This window comes from Nocardiopsis sp. CNS-639 (assembly GCF_000381685.1).
In the GTDB taxonomy this organism is placed as follows: domain Bacteria; phylum Actinomycetota; class Actinomycetes; order Streptosporangiales; family Streptosporangiaceae; genus Nocardiopsis; species Nocardiopsis dassonvillei.
In genome coordinates, this window is the sequence record NZ_KB906872.1 from 32,016 (window position 1) to 54,501 (window position 22,486).

Here is a 22,486-nt window from a genome sequence, read left to right on the forward strand (position 1 = left end):
TTCGGGCGTGGGAATTCTCGAACGACTCCATGAGATCGGGCGGCCGCTGGTCGCCGAGCAGCTGGCGCACCCGACCGTCGCCGGGATCGCCCGGGGTGACCTGGACGAGCGCGCCTTCCGGTACTGGCTGGAGCAGGACCACCTCTACCTGCTCGACTACGCGCGGGCCTTCTCCCGGCTGGCCTGGCAGGCCCCCGACGGGCACCTCGCCGACCTGGTGGGCATCGCGCACAGCACCCTCAACGAGGAGCTGGAGCTGCACCGCTCCCTGTCCGGGGAGTTCGGCGCCGACCTGACCACCCGGGACAAGGGCCCGGCGTGCGCGGCCTACACCGCCTGGCTGCTCGACGCCGCCGCCGACTACCGCGACGGGCTCGCCGCGGTGTACCCGTGCATGTGGGGCTACAACCAGCTCGGGCTGGCGCTCGCCGCGAGCCGTCCGGAGGAGCCGCGCTACCGCCGCTGGGTCGACACCTACGCCGACCCGGAGTTCACCACCCTCACCGAGCACTACGGGCGGATGCTGGAGGAGGCCGCCCCGGAGCCCGCGCGCGCCGAGCGCCTCTTCCTGGAGGGCATGCGCCACGAGGTCGCCTTCTGGGACACGCCCCACACCGCGCGCACCGCATGAACCGCGCACACGCGACGGAGAGCCCGCGGTTGTCCACAGCACGGAGAACGTTCTGGTGCCGCTTGTCGGCGGGCGCCTAGCCTTGATGCGGGGGGACCAGGTTCCTCCGGCGGGCGCCTCGCACGCCCCCGTGTCCATGGTCTCCCGGTCGGCTCTTCGGAGGCGACCCCCCTCCGCAGCCTGTGGACAAACGGCGCACGCGCGACGGGGAGCCGGGCGGCGCGGCCCGGCTCCCCGCTCTGCCGTCGGGTACCGCCCCCGTCAGGGGTTGAGCACCGTGGACAGGGTCTCGAAGCGCTCGATCTCGCAGCCGTTGCGCTTGTTGAACTCGGTGTCGACCTCGGTTCCGCCGACGTGCCCGGTCACGTGGACGACCTCGGGGCCGCCCACCTGCATCGTGCACATCATGTCCGAGGTGTCGCCGCTGCTGAAGGGGTCGGCGCCGACCTCCTCGATCTCGGCGCAGGCCGCCTCGGGGTCGGGGTGGTCGCCGCCCGCGGGGGAGCAGGTGAGGGTCCACACCCCCTCCTCGTAGCCCTCCGCGGGCTCCAGGCCCTCGTCCCCGCTGAGGGTGCGTTCGATGGTGAGGCTGGTCTCGGCCTCCCCGCCGCCGGACTCCCCCGGGGACGGGGAGTCCGCGTCGGAGGGGGAGGCGGAGGGGCTGGTGTCGTCGGGTGCGGACTCGGGTGCGTTCACCCCGGCGGGCTCGTTGCCACAGGCCGTGAGGAGCAGGCCGAGGGCTGCGAGGGCGGCGAGGCGGACCGGCAGGGCCGTCGCGAAGGTGTGCTGAGCCATACAGTTCGGACGCGGGGGGTTCCCGACGGGTTCCCCCGCTTCTCACGTTTTTCGGAGTACACGGATACAGGGGGTCACATGTTCGGCAGCGGTGTTCCGGAGGCCAACGCCACCGAGGTGCCCGAGGGCGCCTACCTCCTCGACGTCCGCGAGGACGACGAGTGGAACGCGGGCCACGCGCCCGACGCGACGCACATCCCGCTCGGCCAGCTCAACCAGCGCGCGGGTGAGATCCCGCGCGACCAGCGGGTCTACGTCGTCTGCCGTGTGGGCGGCCGCTCGGCGCAGGCCGTCGCGGCGATGAACCAGGCCGGGTGGGACGCGGTCAACGTCTCCGGCGGCATGCAGGCCTGGCAGCACGCCGGACGCGACATGGCCGCGGAGGGTGGCGTGGAGCCCCGGGTGATCTAGCGCGCCGGAGCCGATTTGGCTCCGATTGCGCAAAGCCCTGCCCCCGGGCCGCTTCCGGGTGGCACTATGACGTCGTGAGTTCCGAGCGCGCGCCCCTCAGCGCCGAAGCCGTGCTGGCCGCCTCAGCGGACGCGGTGGTCTGCGTCGACAGCGAACTCCGAGTCACCCTCTGGAACCCGGCCGCCGAGCGGTTGTTCGGTTGGCGTGCGGAGGAGGTGCTCGGGGGCGAGCTGCCGATCGTCCCCGCCGAGCTGAGGGCCGAGCACGGCGCGGTGCTCGAACACGTGCGCGCCGGAACCCCGCTGTCCATCCACACCCGCCGGGTGCGCAGGGACGGCGGGGTCGTCGACGTGCGGATCAACACCAACCGGGTGCCCGACGCCGACGGCGGCGTGGCCGGGTGGGTGCTCAACCTCTACCCCTCCGACAGCGACGTGCAGGCCCGCTCCTCGGCGATGGAGCGGGCCCGTCTCGTGCGGCGGCTCACCGACGTGGTCGTCGACATCAACGCCGACCTCAGCCTCAAGACCGTGCTCGACCGCATCTCCCGCGGCATCACCGAGCTCACCGGGGCGGACGCGGGCGGCTTCGTCCTGCTCAACGAGGACCGCGTGGAGCTGGTCAGTATCTCGGAGCTGTCGGAGGACCTCCAGGGGTTCAGCTCGGCGCTGGACGACAGCCTGTTCGGCGAGCTGCTGCGCAGCGGCAAGTCCGTGCTGCTGGCCAACGAGGACACCCGCGGCCTCCAGGACCTGGTCTGGGCCGACCTGCCCGGGCTGCACACCATCGCGCTGGGCGTGTCCAACGTGCACGGCCGCCCCTACGGCGCCCTGTACGCGCTCTACAGCCAGCGCAAGGTCGGGCACGTGGAGCTGGAGCTGCTCGAACTGCTCGCCGCGCACGCCGGGGTGGCGATCGGCAACGCGCTGGCCTACGAGGAGCTCAACCGCCAGCGCGTCCACGAGCAGGCCGTGGCCGACTCCAGCGCCGACGGGATCGCCGTGCTCGACTTCGGCGGCCGGGTGCGCAAGTGGAACCGGTCGGCGGTGGAGCTCACCGGTTACACGGCCGAGGTGATGGAGGGGCGCCACCCGCCCTTCCCGCTGCCCGCCTGCCACGGCCAGCCCGTCAAGCACAAGCTCCGCGACGGCCGCTGGCTGGAGATCCTGATGGCGCAGATCCCGCGCACCCACGAGTGGGTGGTGGACTTTCGCGACATCACCGCGCAGAAGGCCATGGAGGACGAGCGGGAGGAGTTCCTGGCCACGAGCGGGCACGAACTGCGTACCCCCATCACCGTCATCCACGGCTACGCCACCACGCTCCTGCGCAAGTGGTCCCGGCTCAGCCCGGACGCGCAGTACCAGGCCGTCGGCACCATCGCGGAGCGCTCCTCGGCCCTGGCCGCGCTGGTGGACCGGCTCCAGCTGGGCTCGGACGTCGCCCGAGGCGAGATGCGGGTCGGCCGCGACCGGTTCGACCTGCCCGAGGTGCTGCGGCAGGCGGTCAGCGCCTTCCGCCCTCTGTCCGACCGCCACGACGTCACCCTGGACGACCTGCCCGACCTCCCGCACACGGCGGGCGACCCGCTGGCCACGGGCGTGATCATGGACCAGCTGCTGGACAACGCCCTCAAGTTCTCGCCCCGGGGCGGGGCCGTGCGCGTGAGCGCGCGGGAGGAGGGCGACGCCGTCGCGGTCATGGTCGACGACGAGGGCGTGGGGCTGCGTCGGGGCGACGAGGAGCGGATCTTCGACCGCTTCGTGCAGTCCGGGGTGCGCGGTGAGGAGTCCCGCTTCGGCGGACTCGGGCTCGGCCTCTACATCGTGCGCCAGCTGGCCAGGGACCAGGGCGGCGACGTCACCGCGCAGCGCCTGGAGCGCGGGACGCGCATGCGGTTCACCGTGCCGCTGCACCCCGGGGAGGACCCGGAGCCCTCTCCACGCGGCGAACCGCTCCACAGGCAACCTGAGTCCCAGGAAACAACAAAAACCTCATCAACCCCTGAACCCCTGTCCCGTCAGCGATCCCCGCGCCGACGTGCGAGCCGTACGCCGTGATTCACCCCGCGGTGGGTTTCCTTCCGAGGTGAACGGGGCATTTCCACCCCTGGTGGAATTCGCTGGCACACATCGGGCGGGTTCCGGACGGCCCGAGAAAGCACCAACGCGCAGGGATTTCGACGTGTCAGGAGACCACACCCCACTCGACGCGGGGGACAGCCCGCACAAGGTCGAGCGGAGCGTCACGCTCCCCCACACCCCCGCCACCGTGGCCGGTGCCAGGCAGCGGCTCTGCCGCGACCTCCGCGCCATGCGGATCAGCGAGGAGTGCGTGGACGACGCGGCCCTCGTCCTCAGCGAACTCATCAGCAACGCCCTCCGCCACGCCCGCCCCCTGCCCGCTCCCGAGAACCCCGAGGACAGCGTCGGCGTGTCCTGGCGGGCCGAGGTGGACCGCGGCTCGGGGGCGTGCGGCTGGGTGGAGATCGCCGTCCGCGACGGCGGATCCAGCACCATGCCCCGGGTGGCGCGGCCCTCGGTCTCCGGCCTGGGCGGCCGGGGCCTGGGCATCGTCCAGTCCCTGTCCGGCCGCTGGGGCACCGAGATGGACGCGACCACCACCACGGTGTGGGCGGTCCTGGAGATCCCCGCCGAGGGCTCCGCCGCCGAGGAGGAGGACACGGCCCGGGGACTCCCGGAGGGTTTCGGGGCGAGCTCGTACCCGGACGCCGCCGACGTCGTCGAGCTGCGGCTGGGCGTCGCGGAGAACACCAGGGCCCGCAGCGCCCTGCTCTGAGGGAGGCCGCCGCGCGGCGACGCCGCCACCGGCGGAGGAACGTCACCGATGTCGCGAAACACCGCCAACGAGGTGGCCCGGCGCTGGTGGGGCCGCTACAGTCACGACTGTGGAGTTGAAGATATCAAGCCGGTCTCAGCAAGACGTCGCGGTGGTAACCGTTGGCGGTGAGATCGACCTGTACACGGCGCCCCAGTTGCGTGACGAGCTCATCGGAGCCCTGGAGGACGGGGCGCGACGGCTGGTCGTCGACATGTCGCGGGTGGAGTTCTGCGACTCGACCGGCATCAGCGTGCTGCTCTCCGCCATGAAGCGCTCCCGTGACAAGGACGGCGACCTGGAACTCGTGGCTCCGAGGCCCGCGGTGACCAAGGTCCTGGAGGTCACCGGGCTCGACGCGGTGTTCGTCATCCACCCCGACCTCGACGCGTTGCCGGTGGCCGCGGGAACCGGCACCGCCCAGTAGACGGGACACGCGTGCTTCGTGGGGAGGGCTCCGGTCCCGAGGGGACCGCGATCGCCGTGGTCATCGCCGCCAAGGACGAGGCGGTGCGCGTGGGCAGCACCGTCGAGGCCGCCCGCGCACTGCCCGGGGTGGACCTGGTCGTCGTGGTCGACGACGGCTCCGCCGACCGCACGGCCGAACTCGCGCTCGACGCCGGGGCCCGGGTGATCAGGCACAGCCGCAACCGCGGCAAGGGGGCCGCGATGGAGACGGGCGCGGAGGGCGTCCGGCTCATCGAGGAGCACGAGGCGGGGGACGGGCCCCCGCGCTCCCCCCGACACCTGCTGTTCCTGGACGCCGACCTGGAGGCGACCGCCGCGGAGGCGGCACCGCTCGTCGAACCGGTCCGCGACGGCAAGGCCGACATGACCATCGCCCTCTTCCCCGCGACCCGCATGCGCCTGGGCGGCCACGGGTTCGTGGTGCGCCTCGCGCGCGGCGGCGTCCGCAAGGCCACCGGGTGGGAGCCCGAGCAGCCCCTCAACGGCCAGCGCTGCCTCACGCGCGCGGCCTTCGAGGCGGCCAGGCCGCTGGCCCCCGGCTTCGGCGTGGAGACCGGCCTGACCATCGACGTGCTGCGGGCGGGCTACCGGGTGCTGGAGGTGGAGGTGCCGCTGGAGCACCGGGCCACCGGCACCGACCTGCGCGCACAGCTGCACCGTGCCCACCAGTTCGCGGACGTGGCCCGGGCCCTGGCGGCGCGCGAACTGCGGCCCACCGTGCGGCGCGGGTGGGAACGGACCCGTGAGCGCACACGCACGGCGGGACGGCAACTGTCCCGCAAAATCGGGCACATGACTTGGAGAAACCGCCCGAAGTAGCCACATGGGTGCAGTGTGTAGCTATACGCTCGCTCCGTGTTCACTACGATCCTGGCTTTGACGGGAATGCTCTCGGGACTGGGCGCGCTCGCCCTCGGCTGGCACGCGCTGTCCAGGACCCGTGTGGTAGGCAGCGAGTCCCAGGCACTCGCCCAGCGGGCGGCCGCGGTCAGCGCCTCGGGCGTGGACCCCTTCGCCGTGCGCGACGTGGCGGTGCTCCACTACGACGCCCTGGAGGAGATGTCGGGCGCCCGCTCCTTCTCCCTGGCGCTGCTCAACAGCGAGGGTGACGGTGTCGTCGTCACCTCCATCAACGGGCGCACCGAGTCGCGCACCTACGCCAAGGCGGTGGTGGGCGGGGAGTGCGACACCCTGCTCAGCCCGGAGGAGTACCGGGTCGTCCGGTCGGCACGCCTGGGGGAGGGCGTCGGCGCCGCCGCGGCCGCGGGAGGTCCCCCGGCACGGGCGGCTTCCTCCGCCGGGGGCCGGCCGGTGGCTCCGGCCGCGTCTCGGGAGGAGCCCGGGTTCCCGTCAGCCCGGGGCGAGGAGCGGGGCGCGCGTGAGGGCGCGGAGGCGGTTGACGAGGGCTCGGACCGGGAGCCGCGTGAGGCCGCCCCGGCAGCCTCAACCGGTACGGGCGACTCGGCTGCCCGGACCGCCTCAGCCGCTCCGACAACCTCAGCCGTCCCGTCCGCCGCAGACGACGGTCGGGAGGACGTGGAAGACGCTCCGGCAGCCTCAGCCGTCCCGAACGGCACGGGCGCGACCCGGGAGAACGTGGAACCGGCTCCGGCGGGCCCGTCAGCACGGACGGCCCGCGCCACCGGACCCGTCGCGGATGACAGCCGAGAGGCTTGCGAGGTCATGCCAGCCTCAACCGGCACGGGAGCCCCGGCCGCCCGGCCCGCCTCAACCGCTCCGACAGCCTCGTTCAACCCGGCAGTCCCGGGCGGCGACCGGCAGGAGCAGGAGCCCCGCGGCCTCGTCTCCGTGATCCGCAGGACCATCGGGCGCGCCGGCGCCGACCGTCGGCCCCCTGTCCAGGCCGTGCGGTCGGGTGTCGGAGCGGCGAGGCCGATCGTCTCCGCCAACGTCACGGTGCGGCCGGGGCCCTCCGCCGCCGCGGCGGGGAGCACGGGGACTTCGGTCACCGGGACCGCGACGGCCGCCGAGCCGCGCCCGGAGGCCCCGACCGACGGGGAGACCGGCGGGGAGGGCACCCGGGAGGCGGAGGCCCCCGCGCCGGAGGCCCGCGGGTGACCGCTCCCACACGGCCCGGACTCCGGTCCGACCCCGGACCCGGGCCCGCGTCGTGTCCCGAACCGCCGCCCCCGGCGCACCGGTCCGTATAGCCTGGTGTTATGCCCAACCGCTACGCCTACCTCGGCCCCGAGGGCACCTTCACCGAAGCCGCACTGCGCAACCTGCGTCCGGACGCGCCCGACGAGGCCCGCGTCCCCTGCGAGGGGGTAGCCGCGGTCTTCGACGCGGTCCGCTCCGGCGCGGTCGACGGCGGAGTCGTCCCCCTGGAGAACTCGGTCGAGGGCGGTGTCACCGCGACCATCGCCGAACTCGTCAACGGCGACCCGCTCCTCGTCACCGGCGAGACCGCGGTCCCGGTCGAGTTCTCCCTGTTCGCGCGGGGCGGGACGGTGCTGGAGGACGTCAAGCGGGTGGCCACCCACCCCCACGCCCTCGCCCAGTGCCGGGGCTGGCTCTCCCGCAACCTGCCCGACGCGGACACGCACACCGTCTCCTCCACGGCCGCCGCCGCGCGCGCCGTCTCCGAGCCCGGCGCGCCCTACGACGCGGCCATCTGCGCCGTGATCGCCGGGGAGCGCTACGGCCTGCACGCCCTGGCCTCCGGTATCGGCGACCGCTCCGACGCGGCCACCCGCTTCATCTACCTGTCCCGGCCCGGCGTCCTGCCCGGGCCCACCGGGGCCGACTTGACCTCGCTCGTCGCCTTCATCGCCGACGACCACCCCGGCGCCCTGATCGAGGTGCTCAACCAGTTCGCCGTGCGCGGGGTCAACCTCACCCGGCTGGAGTCGCGCCCCACCGGCGACCGGCTCGGCAGCTACTGCTTCTGCATCGACGCCGAGGGACACGTGGCCGAGGCCCGGGTCGGCGAGGCCCTCATGGGCATCCGGCGGGTGTGCCGGGACGTGCGCTTTCTGGGCAGCTACCCGCGCAGCGGCCGGACCACCGAGAACGACCCGCCGCTGCGGCCCCGACCGGCCACCGACGCCGACTTCGCCGAGGCCGAGCAGTGGCTGGCGCGCATCCGCGCCGGTCAGGTCGACTGAGGCCGGGGCCCGGCTCCGCGAACGGCTCCCCTCGCCGTAGCGCGTGGGCGCGGGCGGCCCCGGCCGCCGGCCGCCCGCCCTGCCCGATTCCCGGGTTCCCGCTCCCCGGGCCCGGCGGCCTCCGGGTCCCCGGGACCGGCGCTCCTCAGACCCGGGCCGCCTCCCTCGGGGCGCCCCGGCGGACATCCTCCCCCGCGTCCGCGCGGTCCAGCTCCAGGCACAGCGCCAGCCTCAGCGCGAAGTCCTCAGGACGCGTCGCCCCCAGCACCTCCAGCGCTCGGCTGAGCTCCTCCGCGGTCATCTCGCTCAACGGCTTCACGATCATCCCCCTCCTCGGTCTTTCACAGGAAGGACGAGGTCAACGGGCATCCATGACGCGGTTGTGGAAAAGATGTCGGGAGGATGTAGCCCGGACGGTAACCTGCAAGACGTGATCGACCTTCGCGCTCTTCGAGAAGACCCCGAACGACTCCGCGCCTCGCAGCGGGCACGGGGGGAGGATCCCTCCGTCGCCGACCGCCTGCTCGGGCTCGACGCCGACCGCCGTTCCGCGCTGTCCCGGTTCGAGACCCTGCGCGCCGAGCAGAAGAGCGTGGGCAGGTCCGTCTCCAAGGCCTCCCCAGAGGAGCGCGAGGAACTCCTGACCCGGGCCAAGGCGCTGGCCGCCGAGGTCAAGGAGGCCGAGGCCGAGGCCGGCCGCCTCGCCGACGAACTGGACGCCCTCCTGTCCGGCGTGCCCAACCTCGTGGAGGAGGGCGCGCCCGAGGGCGGCGTGGACGACTTCGAGATTCTGGAGACCGTCGGCACCCCGCGCTCGTTCGACTTCACCCCGCGCGACCACCTGGAGCTGGGCGAGATGCTCGGCGCCATCGACATGGAGCGGGGCGCCAAGGTCTCCGGGGCCCGGTTCTACTTCCTCACCGGTGTGGGCGCCCAGCTGGAGCTGGCGCTGCTCAACATGGCCATGAACCAGGCCGTCCAGGCGGGCTTCACGCCGATGATCCCGCCGGTGCTGGTGCGGCCCGAGACCATGGAGGGCACCGGTTTCCTCGGCGCGCACGCCGACGAGGTCTACCACCTGCCCGCCGACGACCTCTACCTCGTGGGCACCTCCGAGGTGCCGCTGGCCGGGTACCACTCGGGGGAGATCCTGCCCGCCGACGCCCTGCCCAACCGCTACATCGGCTGGTCGCCGTGCTTCCGCCGCGAGGCGGGCTCCTACGGCAAGGACACCCGCGGCATCATCCGCGTCCACCAGTTCAACAAGGTGGAGATGTTCGTCTACACCCACCCCGACCAGGCGCACGAGGAGCACAAGAGGCTGCTCGCCTGGGAGCGGGAGATGCTGGACAAGCTGGAGCTGCCCTACCGCGTGGTGGACATCGCCGGCGGCGACCTGGGCACCAGCGCCGCCCGCAAGTACGACTGCGAGGCGTGGGTCCCCACCCAGGAGACCTACCGGGAGCTGACCTCCACCTCCAACTGCACCGAGTTCCAGGCCCGCCGCCTCAACGTGCGGTTCCGGGACGAGGACGGCAAGCCCCGCTTCGCCGCCACCCTGAACGGCACGCTGGCCACCACCCGCTGGATCGTCGCCATCCTGGAGAACCACCAGCGCGAGGACGGCTCCGTGGTGGTCCCCGAGGCGCTGCGCCCCTACCTGGGCCGCGACGTCCTGGAGCCGGTCGCCAAGGGCAGGTAGGCGCCCGGGTCCCGGTATCCGGACACCCGGGGCCGGCGGACCCGTCAGCACGGCCTCCGGGCCGGAGGACCCCGGCACCGGACACGCGAGGAGCCCGCCCCCGGCCGGGGGCGGGCTCCTCGCTCGGTGCTACAGGTACGGACCGGAGCCGTGCCGCTCCTCGTCCAGGCCGCCGGGGGCGCCGGGCCCCTGGGCCTGAAGACCCGCGATGCCGGGGGGCAGGGCCTTGCGCATGTTCTCCAGCTGGGCGCGGGCCGCCATCTGCTGGGCGAACAGCGTGGTCTGGATGCCGTGGAACAGCCCCTCCAGCCAGCCCACCAGCTGCGCCTGCGCGATGCGCAGCTCGGCGTCGCTGGGGGCCGCGCCCTCCGCGAACGGCAGGGTCAACCGCTCCAGCTCCTCGATCAGCTCGGGGGCCAGACCGTCCTCCAGCTCCTTGATGGACGAGGTGTGGATCTCCTTGAGCCTGGCCCGGCTCGCCTCGTCCAGCGGAGCGGCCTTGACCTCCTCCAGGAGCTGCCGGATCATGCTGCCGATCCGCATCACCTTGGCGGGCTGCTCCACCATGTCGGCGAGGGTGCGCGGCTCCTCCGCGCCCTCCTCGCCGTCCCCGTCGCGGTCGGTTCCCATGACCAGGATCCGAGCCTGCTCGTCCGGGTTCTCTGCGCTGCTCATCAGTCCCCTTACGTGGATGTCACCGGCACGCCGTCAACGGGGAAGAAGGATCTTTCCGGTGTGCGCGCTCGTTTCCATGACGCGGTGCGCCTCCGCCGCGTTCCGCATCGGGACCGAGCGGTCGACGACGGGGCGGACGACTCCCTGTTCTACCAACGGCCACACCTGCTCGAGTACTCCCGAGACGATGGCCGCTTTCTCCTCCAGGGGGCGGGAACGCAGGGTCGTCGCGTGGACGGAGAGCCTCTTTGCGAGCATACGCCCCAGATCGGCCTCGGCGCGGCGCCCGCCCATCAGCGCGATGATCACCAGTCGGCCGTTGGTGGCCAGTGAGCGCAGGTTGGCGTCCAGGTAGGAGCCGCCCATGATGTCGAGGACGAGGTCGGCGCCGCCCGCCTCGCGCATGCGCTCGGTGAAGTCCTCCTCCTTGTAGTTGATGAGGATCTCCGCGCCCAGTTCACGGCAGCGCTCCAGCTTCTCCCGGCTGCCCGCCGTGACCGCCACCCGGGCGCCCAGGGCGCGGGCGAACTGGACCGCGAAGGTGCCGATGCCGCTGCCGCCGCCGTGGACCAGGACGGTCTCCCCGGCGCGCAGGCCGCCGACCATCACCAGGTTGGACCAGACGGTGCAGGCCACCTCGGGCAGCGCGGCGGCCTCCACCAGGTCCACGCCCGCGGGGACCGGCAGCAGCTGGCCCACCGGGACGGCGACCTTCTCGGCGTAGCCGCCCCCGGACAGCAGGGCGCACACCCGGTCGCCCACGGACCAGCCCGAGTCCTCGGTTCCGGGGCCGAGCGCGGCGACGGTGCCCGAGCACTCCAGCCCGGGGTACTCGGAGGCGCCGGGCGGGGGCGGGTAGTTGCCCTGGCGCTGGGAGACGTCGGCCCGGTTGGCCGCGCTCGCGGCCACGTCCACCAGGACCTCCCCCTCGCCGGGGACGGGGTCGGGAACCTCGGTCCAGGCCAGGACCTCGGGCCCGCCCGGTTCACTGATACGGATCGCGTGCATGAGCCAGACAGTACCCGGGGAGGTTCCTCGGCAGGCAACGGATTCCTCTGTTCACCTGCTCGTAAGGATGCTTCGGTGGGGCCGGGCGGGTAAGAGTGATCCCAGGGAGCGGATCCCGTCTCTTCCCCGCTGGGGTATCCCTCCCTCCACAGCACGCCCCCTTCAAGCAGGAGAACTCCGGTGGCACACCAGGAACACAACGGGTCGGGTCGAAGCTCTGAGACGGGCCCCGGACCCGCGGCCGGGGAGCACGTCGAACCGGACCGCTCGGCGGGTGACCCGGAGGAGTACGACCCGGACGCCGCCGCGCCGGGGCCGACCGCGCCCGAGCCCTCGCCCCACGACCAGTGGTTCGGCGGCTTCGAGGGCGAGGCACCGCCTCCGCCGCCCTACGCCAGGCTGCCCGAGGACACACCGCTGCTGGGCGCGGGGCACCATACGCCGTCTCCGTCGGGCGGGGCGGGTGGGGCGGAGGGGGTCGGCGGGGAGCCGGAGCGGTCGGCCTCCGGTGATCCCGAGCCTTCGGGGCTTTCCGCTGTCCCCGAGCCGGAGGGCCTGCCAGAGGAACGCGAGGCTGATATTCCTCCGGCCTCTTCTGGTGCTCCTGGGATTTTCGGTCCTCCTGAGGCTCCTGAGGACTCCGGCGCTCCCGGGCCTTCCGGAACGTCCAGGCCTCTGCTGCCCCCGCGGACCTCCGGGGCCTCCGGGCCCTCGGAGTTTCTGGCGGGTTCGGAGGCTGCCGAGAGCGCCGCCGCTGCCGAGGACGACGCCGCCGACACCGAAGACGGCGAGGAGGAGGGCACGGTCCGCCTGGTGCCGGGGGCCGCGCGCAGACGCCCGCAGCGCCCCCAGCGGCAGCGCCTCCAGCGCCCCACCCGTCCGGGCGAGGACCCGCTGGCGCCCCGCAGGCTGCGCCGCGACCCCGACGTGCCCGAACCGGAGCAGCTGCCTCCCCTGGAGAACGAGCGCGACGACGCGCACGTCGGACCGCGGACCACGGGACCGGTTCCGACGGGGACGGAGACGGGACCTGGTCCGACGGGATCGGGTCCGCTCTCCTTCCGGGGACCCGGTTCGAGCCCCGTCCGGGGGCCGGGGGACAACGGCCCCGGCCCGGAATCCGGCCCCCGGTCCGCGCGGGACACGGGGCTGGGCGCGTGGCTGGGAGAGGACTCCGGCCCGTTCCGGTCCGCGCCGCCACCGGGCGAGCCCGTCCGTCCGGCACCGCTCCGGACCCCCGAGCCGCCGTCCGCGCTCACGGGGCCCCGGGCCGACCTCGCGCCGCCACCGCCCCCGCCCGCTCCCCAGGGTTCACCGGACCGGCGCCCCGAACAGGAGCGGCAGACCTCCGACGCGCTCAACGCGGCCACCCTCGTGCGCAACCGGCGCCAGGGCCCCAGCGGCGGGTGGCGCCGGGCCGTGCACGCCGCCACCCTGGGACTGGTCAACCCGGGGGAGTCGGCCAAGGTGCTGCGCCAGCGCGAACTGGTGGCCCGCGCGAGCACACCCGTGGCGGCCGGGCACCACCGGGTGGCCGTGCTCAGCCTCAAGGGCGGGGTCGGCAAGACGACCACCACGGTCGCCCTCGGCGCGACGCTGGCCTCCCTGCGCGGCGACCGGGTGCTCGCGGTGGACGCCAACCCCGACCGCGGCACGCTGTCGGACAAGGTGCGGCTGGAGACCGCGGCGACCATCCGCGACCTGCTCAACGAGCGCCACCTGGTGTCGCGCTACGCCGACATCCGCGGGTTCACCTCGCAGGCGCCCAGCCGACTGGAGATCCTGGCCTCCGACCGCGACCCGGCGGTCTCCGAGGCCTTCAGCGACGCCGACTACCGGGAGGTCGCCCGGATCGTCGAGCACTTCTACTCCATCTGCATCACCGACTGCGGCACCGGTCTGCTGCACTCGGCGATGCGCGGGGTGCTGGGGCTGGCCGACCAGGTCGTCCTGGTCAGCTCGGCGTCCGTGGACGGGGCCCGCAGTGCCAGCGCCACCCTGGACTGGCTGGAGGCGCACGGCCACGGCTCCCTCGTCCGCAACGCCGTGGTGGTGCTGTCGATGGTGCGCTCCGACAGCAAGAGCAGCGTGGACCTGAACCGGCTGGAGGAGCACTTCGCCGGGCGGTGCCGAGACGTGGTGCGGGTGCCCTGGGACGGGCACCTGGAGGAGGGCGCGGAGGTGGACCTCGAACGGCTCGCCCCCGCCACGCGGGACGCCTACCTCCAGCTGGCCGCGTCGGTCGGGGAGGCGTTCGCCTGGCAGAGGTGATCACGGGCGCGGCGCGCGGCCCCTTCCTCCACCCCGCCCCGTTTTCCGGAGCCCGCTTTCGGACAGGGGAAGGACGAGGGGGAAGGGGTTGGGGATGAACACACAGGAACGCCCGCCCGCGGTCGTGGTCGGCGTGGACGGCACGCCCGCCTCCCACGCCGCCCTGGTCTGGGCGACCGAGGAGGCGGCCAGGCGCGGCACACAGCTGCGGATCGTGCACGGCCTCGGGATGCCGGTGGTGATCGGCGCCTACGGGGCGGCCGGGCGCGTGGCCGTCGAGGACCAGCGGGAGGCGGGGCACGACCTGCTCACCGCGGGCGCCGCGTACGCGCACCGGGCCCGGCCCGGTCTGGACGTGGTGACCGTCCTGGCGCCGGAGGACGCGCCCGCGGTCCTGCTCAACGACGCCCTGCCCGAGGACGTCGTCGTGGTGGGGTCGCGGGGCCTGGGCGGAGTCCGGGCGATCATGCTGGGCTCGGTCAGCGTGCGCGCCTCCTCCCACGCACCCTGTCCCGTGGTGGTCGTCCCCGACCAGGAGAGGCCGCCGCCGCGGCGCGGCCGCGTCGTGGTGGGCGTGGACGGGTCCGAGTCCTCCCGCCGCGCGCTGCGCTTCGCCCTCCACGAGGCGCTGGTGAGCGGCTCGGAGGTCGTGGTGGTCAACAGCTGGGAGGTGCCGCTCCCCGCGGACACCGAGTCGCTGGCCGCCGACGCCCGGGCCCTGCACGAGGAGATGTTCGACCGCCAGTCCGAGGAGATCGTCGCGGGCCTGCTCGCGGAGGTGGTGGACGAGAGGACGGAGCATCTGGAGATCAGCGCGGTCCGTACGCAGGCCAACCCCGTGGACGCCCTCCTGGAGGCGGGGCGGGACGCGGACCTGCTGGTGGTGGGCTCGCGCGGACGCGGAGGAGTACGGGGGCTGGTGATGGGTTCGGTCAGCCAGGGGGTGCTCCGGCACGCGCCGGTGCCCGTGGCCGTCCTGCCTCCGCTGTCGGAGGACGAGTGACCGGCGGGGCGGGGCGGACGAGCGGGAGGAAGGGCCCGGGGGAGAAGAGCGGTTCGGGAAGAGCGGGCGGCCCGACGCGGGGCCGCGCCGTTCCCGGGAACGGCCGCCCTCCCCGGCGATGATGGACAGCGTTACCAAGGGGGAAACCATGCCAAGCAACGAGGAGCACTCGCCCAGGGTCGTGGTCGGCGTCGACGGCTCCGACCACTCCCGGGCGGCGCTGGAGTGGGCGGCCGCCGAGGCGGAGCGCAGGGGCGTGCCGCTGCGGGCCGTCCACGCGCTGGGAATGCCGCTGATCGTGTCGGCCGGCTCCGTGCCCGCCCGCTTCGACCCCACCGCGGAGATCTCGGACCAGGCCGACGAAGTGCTCACCAAGGCCGCGGAGCACGTGCGCCGTGTCCGGCCGTCGGTGACGGTGGAGACCGAGACCGCCCTGGAGGAGCCGCCGCTGGCGCTGCTGAGCCACAGCCGGACGCACGACGTGCTCGTGCTCGGCACACGGGGCCTGGGCACGTTCGCGTCGGTGTTCGTGGGCTCGGTGAGCATCCGCGTGGCCGCCCAGGCGGCCTGCCCGGTCGTGGTGGTGCCCTCGCACGGGGGCAGCCCCGCGACGACCTCGCTCGGCCGGGTCGTGGTCGGCGTGGACGGTTCCAGGAACGCCCGCCGGGCGCTGCGCCTGGCCGTGGACCTGGTGCGGGAGAGCGGCGGCGAACTCGTCGTGGTCAACAGCTGGGAGGTGCCCTACCCCTACGACCCGATCGCGATGACCTCCATGGGCTACGAGCCCCAGGAGAAGCTGTTCGACCGCAAGTCCGAGGAGCTGGTGGGCGAGATGCTGCTCGACGTCACCGGCAGGCGGCGCGAGGACCTCGACTTCGAGGTCAGCGTGGTGCGCACCCAGGACAGCCCGGTCAACGCGCTGATCGGGGCGGCCGAGGGGGCCGACGCGATCGTGGTGGGCTCCCGGGGCCGGGGGAGCGTGCGCGGACTGCTCCTGGGCTCGGTCAGCCAGGGCGTGCTGCACCACTCCGAGATCCCGGTGGTGATCCTTCCGCACCACGCCGAGGAGGAGTAGCCGGGGACACCCGTCCGGGCACCTCCGGACGGGTTCAGGCGCCTTCGCGGGTTCAGACGCCCTCGGCGGCGTACTCCAGGCAGAACGGGTGCCCGGCGGGGTCGGCGTAGACCCGGAACAGGTCGCGGGGGTCGTCCTCGGCGACCGCGAGCCTGCGCGCCCCGAGCGCCAGCACGCGCTCCTCGGCCGCCTCGATGTCCTCCACCCAGACGTCGAGGTGCGCCTGCTGGGGCCGCTCGGGGTCCGGCCACGCCGGGGCCTTGTGGTCGGGCGCGTGCTGGAAGGCGAGCCGCGGCCACTCCTCCCCGACCACAACCCAGTGCTCCTCGCGCTTGGTGACGGGGAGCCCGAGCAGTTCGGCGTAGAAGTCCGCGAGCGCGCCGGGGTCGGGGCAGTCCAGGGCGATGGTGTGCAGTCGTCCGATCATGGTTTGCACCCTGCCCAGCAGCATCGGAACGATGCGGCGACATGTCGACACGTCACCAGGGCGGTCGGGCGCCGGTCACTGTTCGCCGCGGGGCTTCCTCGGTCTGGTGCGGCCGTGGACGGCGAACCCCAGACAGATCAGCCAGGTGACGAGGACGTCCCAGGCGAGGAAGGTCAGCCAGCCGCCCAGGTCGGGGCCCAGCGCGATCCACGCTGCGCTGCACGCGACGAGGGCGATGCTGAGAATCAGGAGCCAGGGGCGCGGCCGCTCAGGGCGCATGTCGTGGGGACTCGGGGGGCTGCAGGGCTACTTCCGGAACGTGCCTCTCTGGGGCACGGTGAACACCAGCCCCTCCTCCACGAGCACCGCGATGGCACGTCGCACCGTGGAGCGGGCCAGGCCGTACTGCTGGGTCAGGTCCGTCTCACTGGCCATGCGGCGGCCGGACTCCCAGTCCCCTCGCGCCATCCGCGCACGCAGGATGCCAGCGAGCTGCTTGTACTCCGTGAGCGGCGCTTCCGGGTCGATTTCTGCGTCAGGGTCGAACTCCATGGACACGAAGCTATTCGTGTCGAGTCAAGACCACTTCAAGAGATACGTCTGCGCACGTCTAGATACAAGGAGATACAAGAAGGTACTATGAAGCTCCCGCGCACGGCGGGACCCCGCGACGCGCGCCAACGCGTCCGGGGCCGTGGTCAACGCTTTCTGGAGCGCCGACATGCACCACCTTATGGATCTGTTGCCCCTGTTTCTGCGAATGCTTCGTCCGGCGCGGGGCCTCCACGCGGCACCGCGCGTCCTCGCCGGAGAACTGCGCGCCGAGGCCCGCAGGCGCCGTGCCTCCCGGGTGCGCCGCTACGCCGCCGATCCCGGCCCGGTCGCGAGCACACCGGCTTTCCCTCCGGTCCCCGCTCCGCGCCCGGCTCCCGACGCCACCCGGCGTGCCCCGCTGCCTCCGGTCGAACCGCCGGAGGCCCTCGTACGCGGCTACTACCTGGCACACGAGGCGCGGCGCCAGCCGGTGGGGGACCTTCTGGCGGGTCCGGGGGTGCTCGTCTCGTGAGTGTGCCGATTCCACCGGACCGCCTCAGGCCCGCACCCGTACCGGGCACCGCCACGGACCTGTACGACACCCTGTCCGAGGCACTCCGGACGCGACCGCGTCACGCCGGTGAGGCCTACGCGGTGCTGCACGAGGCTGATCGATTGCTGTCGCTGCTGGACGCGCACCTGCGCGCGGGCGGGCCGCTGCCCGAGCCGTGGCGCACGGCAGGCGGTCGCCGCGAACGGTAGCGACCGAGCCCGAAGAAGAGCACCTGCGGCTGACAAGGGCTGCTCAGCGGACTGACAGAAGGGGTGAAGGCCCTCGGTGCCGCGGGGTTATGGGATACGAATCCACGAAATCCTGCTGTCCCGAGGGCCTTAACCACCTGTCGACAAAACGACGAATCGGCTGGTGGATGGGTGCGTGGACACGGTGGCGGTCGTCATTCCTGCGACGACATGGCGGAGTGAGTCGCGCCCTCGCTGACGCGCGCGGTCTACCCCCGATGTGACTCCGGGCTGTCGTCACCCGGGGTGCCGCCATTCCCGCGTCGCCGTGCGGCAAGGGTGTCCTCGCGATCCTGCCTTCGGAACCTGAGGAGGTAACCGAGGCCCGTCACGCCGAAGCACAGCGCGGCCACCGCATTGGTCCACGCCACCCATGTGGGCCCGTCCAACGCGAAACGGCCCACGGCCTGGAACGCCCACACTCCGCCGGTCACCAGGTTGCACCAGACGAGGAAGGGTCTCATCCATCCGGTTGGGCCCCGACGCTCGGGCTGACGACGCATGACTACGACTCTTCGTACGGGCGGGCGGAGTCACGGTGCCGTTCCCGGTACATCCGGACCAGCCAGACCACCTCGAGCATCATCGCGGCCAGAAAGACCGAGGCGCACGACACGAGAAGGACGTAGTTCTCGTTCATCCACGCGGCGGTACTGGCGAAGACCATGGCCAGCATGGTGAAAAACGGGCTGACCAGGTGCGTCCATCGCACCTGGTTCCTGTTGGGGGAGCTGTCAGCGATGGTCCTCACGGAACCTTCCGTGGTCACTGCTGGTGCGGTCCGGTGCTGGCCCGAGCAGGCGGTGGAAGCGGGGCAGGCAACCCGGCTTCACCGGCCGGTGAAGCCGAGGAGCAGACCGCGAGCCGACAAGGGGGTGTGTATCCGGTCGTTTTCCCCGAGAACTACCTGTCTCGCTCCGGGCCAAACCGGAACCGCCGATCCGGCGCGGGGACGCGCCCTGTCCCCGCTGTCCGTTTCCGCTCACACAACGCCTGGACTGGCCCCTACCCCTGAAACGCCGAGGACCGATGGGCCCGAGCCATGACATGGCCCGAACCCACCGGTCCCGGTCACTGCGGAGGGTGTGGGATTTGAGCCCACGAAGTCCCGTTGTGCCGAGGGGTCCTGGCGACCTGTCGATAAACCGACGAAACACCTTGTGACCTGCACGGATGTTCCGAGGGCTTCTCAGCCCTTCCGGCCCCTTCTCGGAGCCGTGTGCGATGAATGTGCTACGCGGTGGGGTGCGCTGCTGTGGCCCTGGCGGGCACAGACGTTCGTTCCTTAAGGCTTGGTCGGCGTATCGTGCGTGGGCGGGGCCGTGTTCATTTTGCTCACCTCAACCACGACTACAGCAACCATATGGAACCAAGTACCACGGTTTCGGGCCGAGGTGCCCGTCAGCGCTGGAGTGGGTCCCCCAAGACGGTCGTAGCCCGCTGGCGGGTGCCTCGGGACAGGTGAGCACATCCGTCCGTTTCGGGACCAAAAGCTCTGACATACCCGCAGGTCATCGGGCACGATGGCCTGACTCGGTCAGTTCTGGCCCCCGCTCTGTCGGGCCTGTCCGAGAGAAGTCCTCTGGTGTGCGGCCTGCGGGCGCGCTCGGGACCGGGCGGCAGCCCGCAGCCCGAGCGGCGGCCGAAGGCCGCTGCGACGGCGCTTGCGCCGTCGCCTTGATTTCATACAGCCCAATTCAGCAAAGAACACGGATATGGCAGAGATTACCAACAGGTCAGCCAGTTCGACGATCGCGGGCTACAGGTATCAATTTGATCTGACGATTTTGGAGATCCTATCTGCTAAACCTTCTGAGGTCCTAACAATAGAAGGCGTTGAGGATATAGACAAGGAGGGGCTTGATGAATCTTCTTTCGTGCAATGTAAGTATCTCTCCTCTAAAGAGTATTCCTTGGCAAGCCTCCGGTCTTCGCTGATTCCAATGCTGGACTCGTTTGAACGAGGCATGAGGTCAAAATATTTCGTGCACGCACATTTTGGAAAAGAGACCTCTCGAGTTCCAGAAAAGCTAACAGTTGAAGAACTGAAAGATAGCCTGACAGAGCACCAAAGGAAGACGGGAGCCATAATCCGACATTATGAAAAATATGATGAAAAAATTTTGGTAGATTTTGTTAACTTTCTCTCTATAAAAGGAGGGAGAGGGATGGAAGAGCAGAAAAGGGAGGTGCTGGATGGGCTAAGATTGGCGATGGATTGCAGTCGAGAGGAGACTGTCGGCCTCCACTATGGGAACGCGCTCACCTTCGTTGCAGAAAAGGCTTGCAACAAAGACATTTTTTCCCGCAGGGTAACTAGAAAACAGTTTCTGGATCATCTTGATAAGAGGCCACTTCTTTACAACCTGTGGCATAGGGAAGTTACTTCCGTAGAGGATTTTATCAAGGCAACAGCGCGCAGGTTGCGTGATGCGCGAGTGCTGCTACCTAAAAAAGATCGGGTTCTGTACCTAGAGGAACCTTTGGATATCAGGAAAGATTCCTTTCTTGATACTGCTGGGTTGGTTACTTTCCTGGCCCTTGATGACTATGGAGAAGGCCAGCTTTACACAGCGCGTCCTTGGACGGTAGTTGTCCGATCGTCCGACGCTTGGTATATGAAGCTCAAAAGAGACTTGCTGGATAAGGGGATCGCCTATTATGACGGTTATGAAGATGTACTGTTCAATCCGAGGCTGTTCCACCGGATGCCTGTCAAAGTCAGATCCGGTCGCGGAGATGCTATCCAAAAAACTTCATATGATGTTCGCTTGCTAAGGGAGGAAAATTTCCTTAAATACCTGAAAGAAGGTTTTGCGGTAGATACAATACTAAACACGGCTAAGTCTGTAGATATTTTTCAGGACTTCGAAGCAACAGTAGTCCACATTCCGGGACTGAGTGCCGAAAAAATTGTAAGTCTGATTGCGAGAGTTTAGTGACAAATATAACCTCAGTTGCCAAGGTAGTCGGTGTATCCCCAGATGCTATCAATATCGAGATATATGACACTCAGGAATATGAAGAGCTTCCTGAGCAACTAGAAATTGGTAGCTACATTAAGATCCATGATGACAGTGGCTCTACCTTGATTGCAATCGTCCAAAGTTATCGAGTCAAAGACGACCTTCATCCGGGGGGCGAGTATCGTGAAGCTACTCCGAGGTTTATTGTGGAGACGCAGCCGGTCGGCCATATGGAGGGAGGGAAATTCAAGAGAGGGGGAAAGAAAATATCTATCCCTCCTCAACACATCGAAATTGCTTCAGCGGAAGTTTTGAATGAGATATATGCCTCTGTAGATTTGGATAAAAGATTCAGCTTTGGAAGTTTGGCGCAGAACAGTGATGTTAGAGCTGTGCTTGATGGAGATAAATTTTTTGCCAAGCATATAGGAGTGGTTGGTTCAACAGGATCAGGAAAATCCTGCACGGTCGCTAAAATCCTACAAAGCGGATCAGAATCATCTGTCGATCAAAAAAGCCGTGCTGTCCTCAATAATTCTCATATCATCATATTTGATCTGCATGGAGAGTACGCTTCTGCGTTCCCTGACGCTAATTTGGTTAGTGCTTCCAATTTGCATCTCCCGTGCTGGATGATGAACTCTGAAGAACTTGAGGAGATGTTCATTGAGAGCAATGAGAATAACTCTCACAATCAAGTATCTCAGTTCAGAAGGGCGGTCATAGAAAATAAAGTTAGACATGCTCAAGATGCTGGAGTCTCAAAAATAAATTATGACTCTCCGAGTTACTTTAGCTTGCAGGAGGTCGTGAATTACCTTGATAATCTGAATCGTGAGGTGATCAGTAAAGTTCCGGGTGATGATCTTCCTAAGCTTTCTAATGAAACCCTTGTCTCTGATCGGTCCGAGTTTTATTTTTTCAAACGCCATGACTTTGTCGAAACAAGTCAGAAGGCGGACAAGAGGGCCAGCAATGGTCCTTTTTTCGGAGAGTTCAGCAGGTTTTTGATGCGCATAAATTCGAAAATGAGTGATCGGAGGCTTGATTTTCTCCTGTCCCCAGAGAAAGAAAACGGTGACCCATATTTAACTAATGACATGTCTTCAATTTTGAGTCAGTTCATGGGGTATGGAAAGAAAAAATCCAATGTTACGATTTTGGATTTGAGTGGTATTCCATTCGAAGTTCTCAGTGTTGTGGTATCTCTGGTTAGTCGTCTCGTGTTCAATTTTAGCTTTCATTTCCGAAAGTCAGGCAAAAGTTCTGGGCGCGAGCTGCCTTTTTTGCTAGTTTATGAAGAGGCTCACAACTACGTGCCCCAGGGGTCGGGGGCAAAGTACAATTCAGTAAAAAGGGCAATCGAAAGGATAGCCAAGGAGGGCAGAAAGTACGGAGTTTCCCTAATGATTGTTAGTCAGAGGCCTTCTGAAATTTCCGAGACTGTTTTTTCTCAGTGTAACAATTTTGTTGCCATGCGCCTGACAAATCCTATTGACCAAAACTATGTCAAGCGCCTTATCCCTGACAGCCTTAGTGCCATTACGGACTCTCTGCCTTCATTGGAGCAACAAGAAGCCATTGTAATCGGTGACTCTGTGAACTTGCCTACAATATTGAAGGTTGACCAGGTTATAAATCGACCCGACTCGCAAGATATAAATTTCCATACCGAGTGGAAGGAAGATTGGCTGGAGGTGGCCATGTCCAATATTGTTGAGCGTTGGCAATGCTGGTAGAATAAAGGTAATTA

At 69.0% G+C, this 22,486-nt stretch carries 24 protein-coding genes; 16 read left to right on the forward strand and 8 right to left on the reverse strand.

The annotated features are described in order from the left end of the window. The first annotated feature begins 7 nt into the window (after positions 1–7). Positions 8–631 carry a TenA family protein gene (locus tag G011_RS0123370; protein ID WP_019610584.1) on the forward strand — a complete coding sequence of 208 codons (624 nt, stop codon included), beginning with the start codon at positions 8–10 and terminating at the stop codon, positions 629–631. A 261-nt stretch (positions 632–892) separates the two neighbouring features. On the opposite strand, the gene G011_RS0123375 is transcribed toward G011_RS0123370, so the two are convergent. Continuing rightward, complete coding sequence (locus G011_RS0123375) at positions 893–1,426, reverse strand: SSI family serine proteinase inhibitor (protein WP_019610585.1); 534 nt, start codon at positions 1,424–1,426, stop codon at positions 893–895. A 78-nt stretch (positions 1,427–1,504) separates the two neighbouring features. On the opposite strand from G011_RS0123375, the gene G011_RS0123380 reads away from it, so the two are divergent. The 7 genes from G011_RS0123380 to pheA all read left to right on the forward strand — a co-directional run bounded on the left by G011_RS0123380 (position 1,505) and on the right by pheA (position 8,271). After that, on the forward strand, positions 1,505–1,837 hold the full coding sequence (locus G011_RS0123380; RefSeq protein ID WP_013156251.1) for a rhodanese-like domain-containing protein: 333 nt from the start codon (positions 1,505–1,507) through the stop codon (positions 1,835–1,837). Positions 1,838–1,911: 74 nt separating this feature from the next. Then, positions 1,912–3,897: a PAS domain S-box protein gene (locus G011_RS0123385; RefSeq protein ID WP_020722863.1), complete on the forward strand. Its 1,986-nt coding sequence runs from the start codon at positions 1,912–1,914 to the stop codon at positions 3,895–3,897. 124 nt (positions 3,898–4,021) lie between these two features. Beyond that, the gene (locus G011_RS0123390) at positions 4,022–4,636 is read left to right on the forward strand and encodes an ATP-binding protein (protein WP_019610586.1); all 615 of its coding nucleotides are present in this window, start codon (positions 4,022–4,024) and stop codon (positions 4,634–4,636) included. Between the two features lie 109 nt (positions 4,637–4,745). Beyond that, positions 4,746–5,102, forward strand: coding sequence for an STAS domain-containing protein (locus G011_RS0123395; RefSeq protein ID WP_013156254.1), 357 nt, complete (start codon positions 4,746–4,748; stop codon positions 5,100–5,102). A gap of 11 nt (positions 5,103–5,113) precedes the next feature. Beyond that, positions 5,114–5,962, forward strand: a complete 849-nt coding sequence (locus tag G011_RS0123400; protein WP_019610588.1) for a glycosyltransferase — start codon at positions 5,114–5,116, stop codon at positions 5,960–5,962. 36 nt (positions 5,963–5,998) lie between these two features. Beyond that, positions 5,999–7,222, forward strand: coding sequence for a DUF4446 family protein (locus tag G011_RS0123405; RefSeq protein ID WP_231391569.1), 1,224 nt, complete (start codon positions 5,999–6,001; stop codon positions 7,220–7,222). Positions 7,223–7,323: 101 nt separating this feature from the next. Continuing rightward, positions 7,324–8,271, forward strand: coding sequence for a prephenate dehydratase (gene pheA / locus G011_RS0123410; RefSeq protein ID WP_013156257.1), 948 nt, complete (start codon positions 7,324–7,326; stop codon positions 8,269–8,271). A 145-nt stretch (positions 8,272–8,416) separates the two neighbouring features. On the opposite strand, the gene G011_RS0123415 is transcribed toward pheA, so the two are convergent. Then, positions 8,417–8,596 carry a hypothetical protein gene (locus G011_RS0123415; protein WP_019610590.1) on the reverse strand — a complete coding sequence of 60 codons (180 nt, stop codon included), beginning with the start codon at positions 8,594–8,596 and terminating at the stop codon, positions 8,417–8,419. 105 nt (positions 8,597–8,701) lie between these two features. Between G011_RS0123415 and serS the strand changes: the two genes are divergently transcribed. Further along, positions 8,702–9,973, forward strand: coding sequence for a serine--tRNA ligase (gene serS / locus G011_RS0123420; RefSeq protein WP_019610591.1), 1,272 nt, complete (start codon positions 8,702–8,704; stop codon positions 9,971–9,973). 129 nt (positions 9,974–10,102) lie between these two features. Here the strand turns inward: serS and G011_RS0123425 are convergent, their stop codons facing one another. After that, on the reverse strand, positions 10,103–10,648 hold the full coding sequence (locus G011_RS0123425) for a bacterial proteasome activator family protein (RefSeq protein ID WP_013156260.1): 546 nt from the start codon (positions 10,646–10,648) through the stop codon (positions 10,103–10,105). 33 nt (positions 10,649–10,681) lie between these two features. Beyond that, positions 10,682–11,656, reverse strand: coding sequence for an NAD(P)H-quinone oxidoreductase (locus tag G011_RS0123430; RefSeq protein ID WP_019610592.1), 975 nt, complete (start codon positions 11,654–11,656; stop codon positions 10,682–10,684). 180 nt (positions 11,657–11,836) lie between these two features. Here G011_RS0123430 and G011_RS31340 point away from each other — a divergent pair, with 180 nt between their 5' ends. From G011_RS31340 to G011_RS0123445, 3 genes are all read left to right on the forward strand, one after another. Next, on the forward strand, positions 11,837–13,927 hold the full coding sequence (locus G011_RS31340; protein WP_081643023.1) for a MinD/ParA family protein: 2,091 nt from the start codon (positions 11,837–11,839) through the stop codon (positions 13,925–13,927). Positions 13,928–14,021: 94 nt separating this feature from the next. Then, the gene (locus tag G011_RS0123440; protein ID WP_019610594.1) at positions 14,022–14,930 is read left to right on the forward strand and encodes a universal stress protein; all 909 of its coding nucleotides are present in this window, start codon (positions 14,022–14,024) and stop codon (positions 14,928–14,930) included. Positions 14,931–15,078: 148 nt separating this feature from the next. After that, positions 15,079–16,005 (forward strand): universal stress protein, encoded by a 927-nt coding sequence (locus G011_RS0123445; RefSeq protein WP_013156264.1) that lies wholly within the window; start codon positions 15,079–15,081, stop codon positions 16,003–16,005. Positions 16,006–16,057: 52 nt separating this feature from the next. Here G011_RS0123445 and G011_RS0123450 read toward each other — a convergent pair whose 3' ends face one another. From G011_RS0123450 to G011_RS0123460, 3 genes are all read right to left on the reverse strand, one after another. After that, on the reverse strand, positions 16,058–16,432 hold the full coding sequence (locus G011_RS0123450) for a VOC family protein (protein ID WP_019610596.1): 375 nt from the start codon (positions 16,430–16,432) through the stop codon (positions 16,058–16,060). A 75-nt stretch (positions 16,433–16,507) separates the two neighbouring features. Beyond that, positions 16,508–16,711 carry a hypothetical protein gene (locus G011_RS0123455; RefSeq protein ID WP_019610597.1) on the reverse strand — a complete coding sequence of 68 codons (204 nt, stop codon included), beginning with the start codon at positions 16,709–16,711 and terminating at the stop codon, positions 16,508–16,510. A gap of 27 nt (positions 16,712–16,738) precedes the next feature. After that, positions 16,739–16,984, reverse strand: a complete 246-nt coding sequence (locus tag G011_RS0123460; protein ID WP_026338583.1) for a winged helix-turn-helix domain-containing protein — start codon at positions 16,982–16,984, stop codon at positions 16,739–16,741. A 208-nt stretch (positions 16,985–17,192) separates the two neighbouring features. On the opposite strand from G011_RS0123460, the gene G011_RS30185 reads away from it, so the two are divergent. Both G011_RS30185 and G011_RS31345 read left to right on the forward strand, forming a co-directional pair. Further along, positions 17,193–17,498: a hypothetical protein gene (locus tag G011_RS30185; RefSeq protein WP_019610599.1), complete on the forward strand. Its 306-nt coding sequence runs from the start codon at positions 17,193–17,195 to the stop codon at positions 17,496–17,498. 2 nt (positions 17,499–17,500) lie between these two features. Then, positions 17,501–17,728: a hypothetical protein gene (locus tag G011_RS31345; protein ID WP_081643024.1), complete on the forward strand. Its 228-nt coding sequence runs from the start codon at positions 17,501–17,503 to the stop codon at positions 17,726–17,728. Between the two features lie 544 nt (positions 17,729–18,272). On the opposite strand, the gene G011_RS0123470 is transcribed toward G011_RS31345, so the two are convergent. After that, positions 18,273–18,518, reverse strand: coding sequence for a hypothetical protein (locus G011_RS0123470; protein ID WP_019610601.1), 246 nt, complete (start codon positions 18,516–18,518; stop codon positions 18,273–18,275). Positions 18,519–19,482: 964 nt separating this feature from the next. Between G011_RS0123470 and G011_RS31880 the strand changes: the two genes are divergently transcribed. Both G011_RS31880 and G011_RS31350 read left to right on the forward strand, forming a co-directional pair. After that, on the forward strand, positions 19,483–20,706 hold the full coding sequence (locus G011_RS31880; protein WP_155979827.1) for a hypothetical protein: 1,224 nt from the start codon (positions 19,483–19,485) through the stop codon (positions 20,704–20,706). Next, positions 20,706–22,472: an ATP-binding protein gene (locus G011_RS31350; protein WP_081643026.1), complete on the forward strand. Its 1,767-nt coding sequence runs from the start codon at positions 20,706–20,708 to the stop codon at positions 22,470–22,472. The genes G011_RS31880 and G011_RS31350 overlap by 1 nt, the downstream gene beginning before the upstream one ends. Positions 22,473–22,486 lie beyond the last annotated feature (14 nt).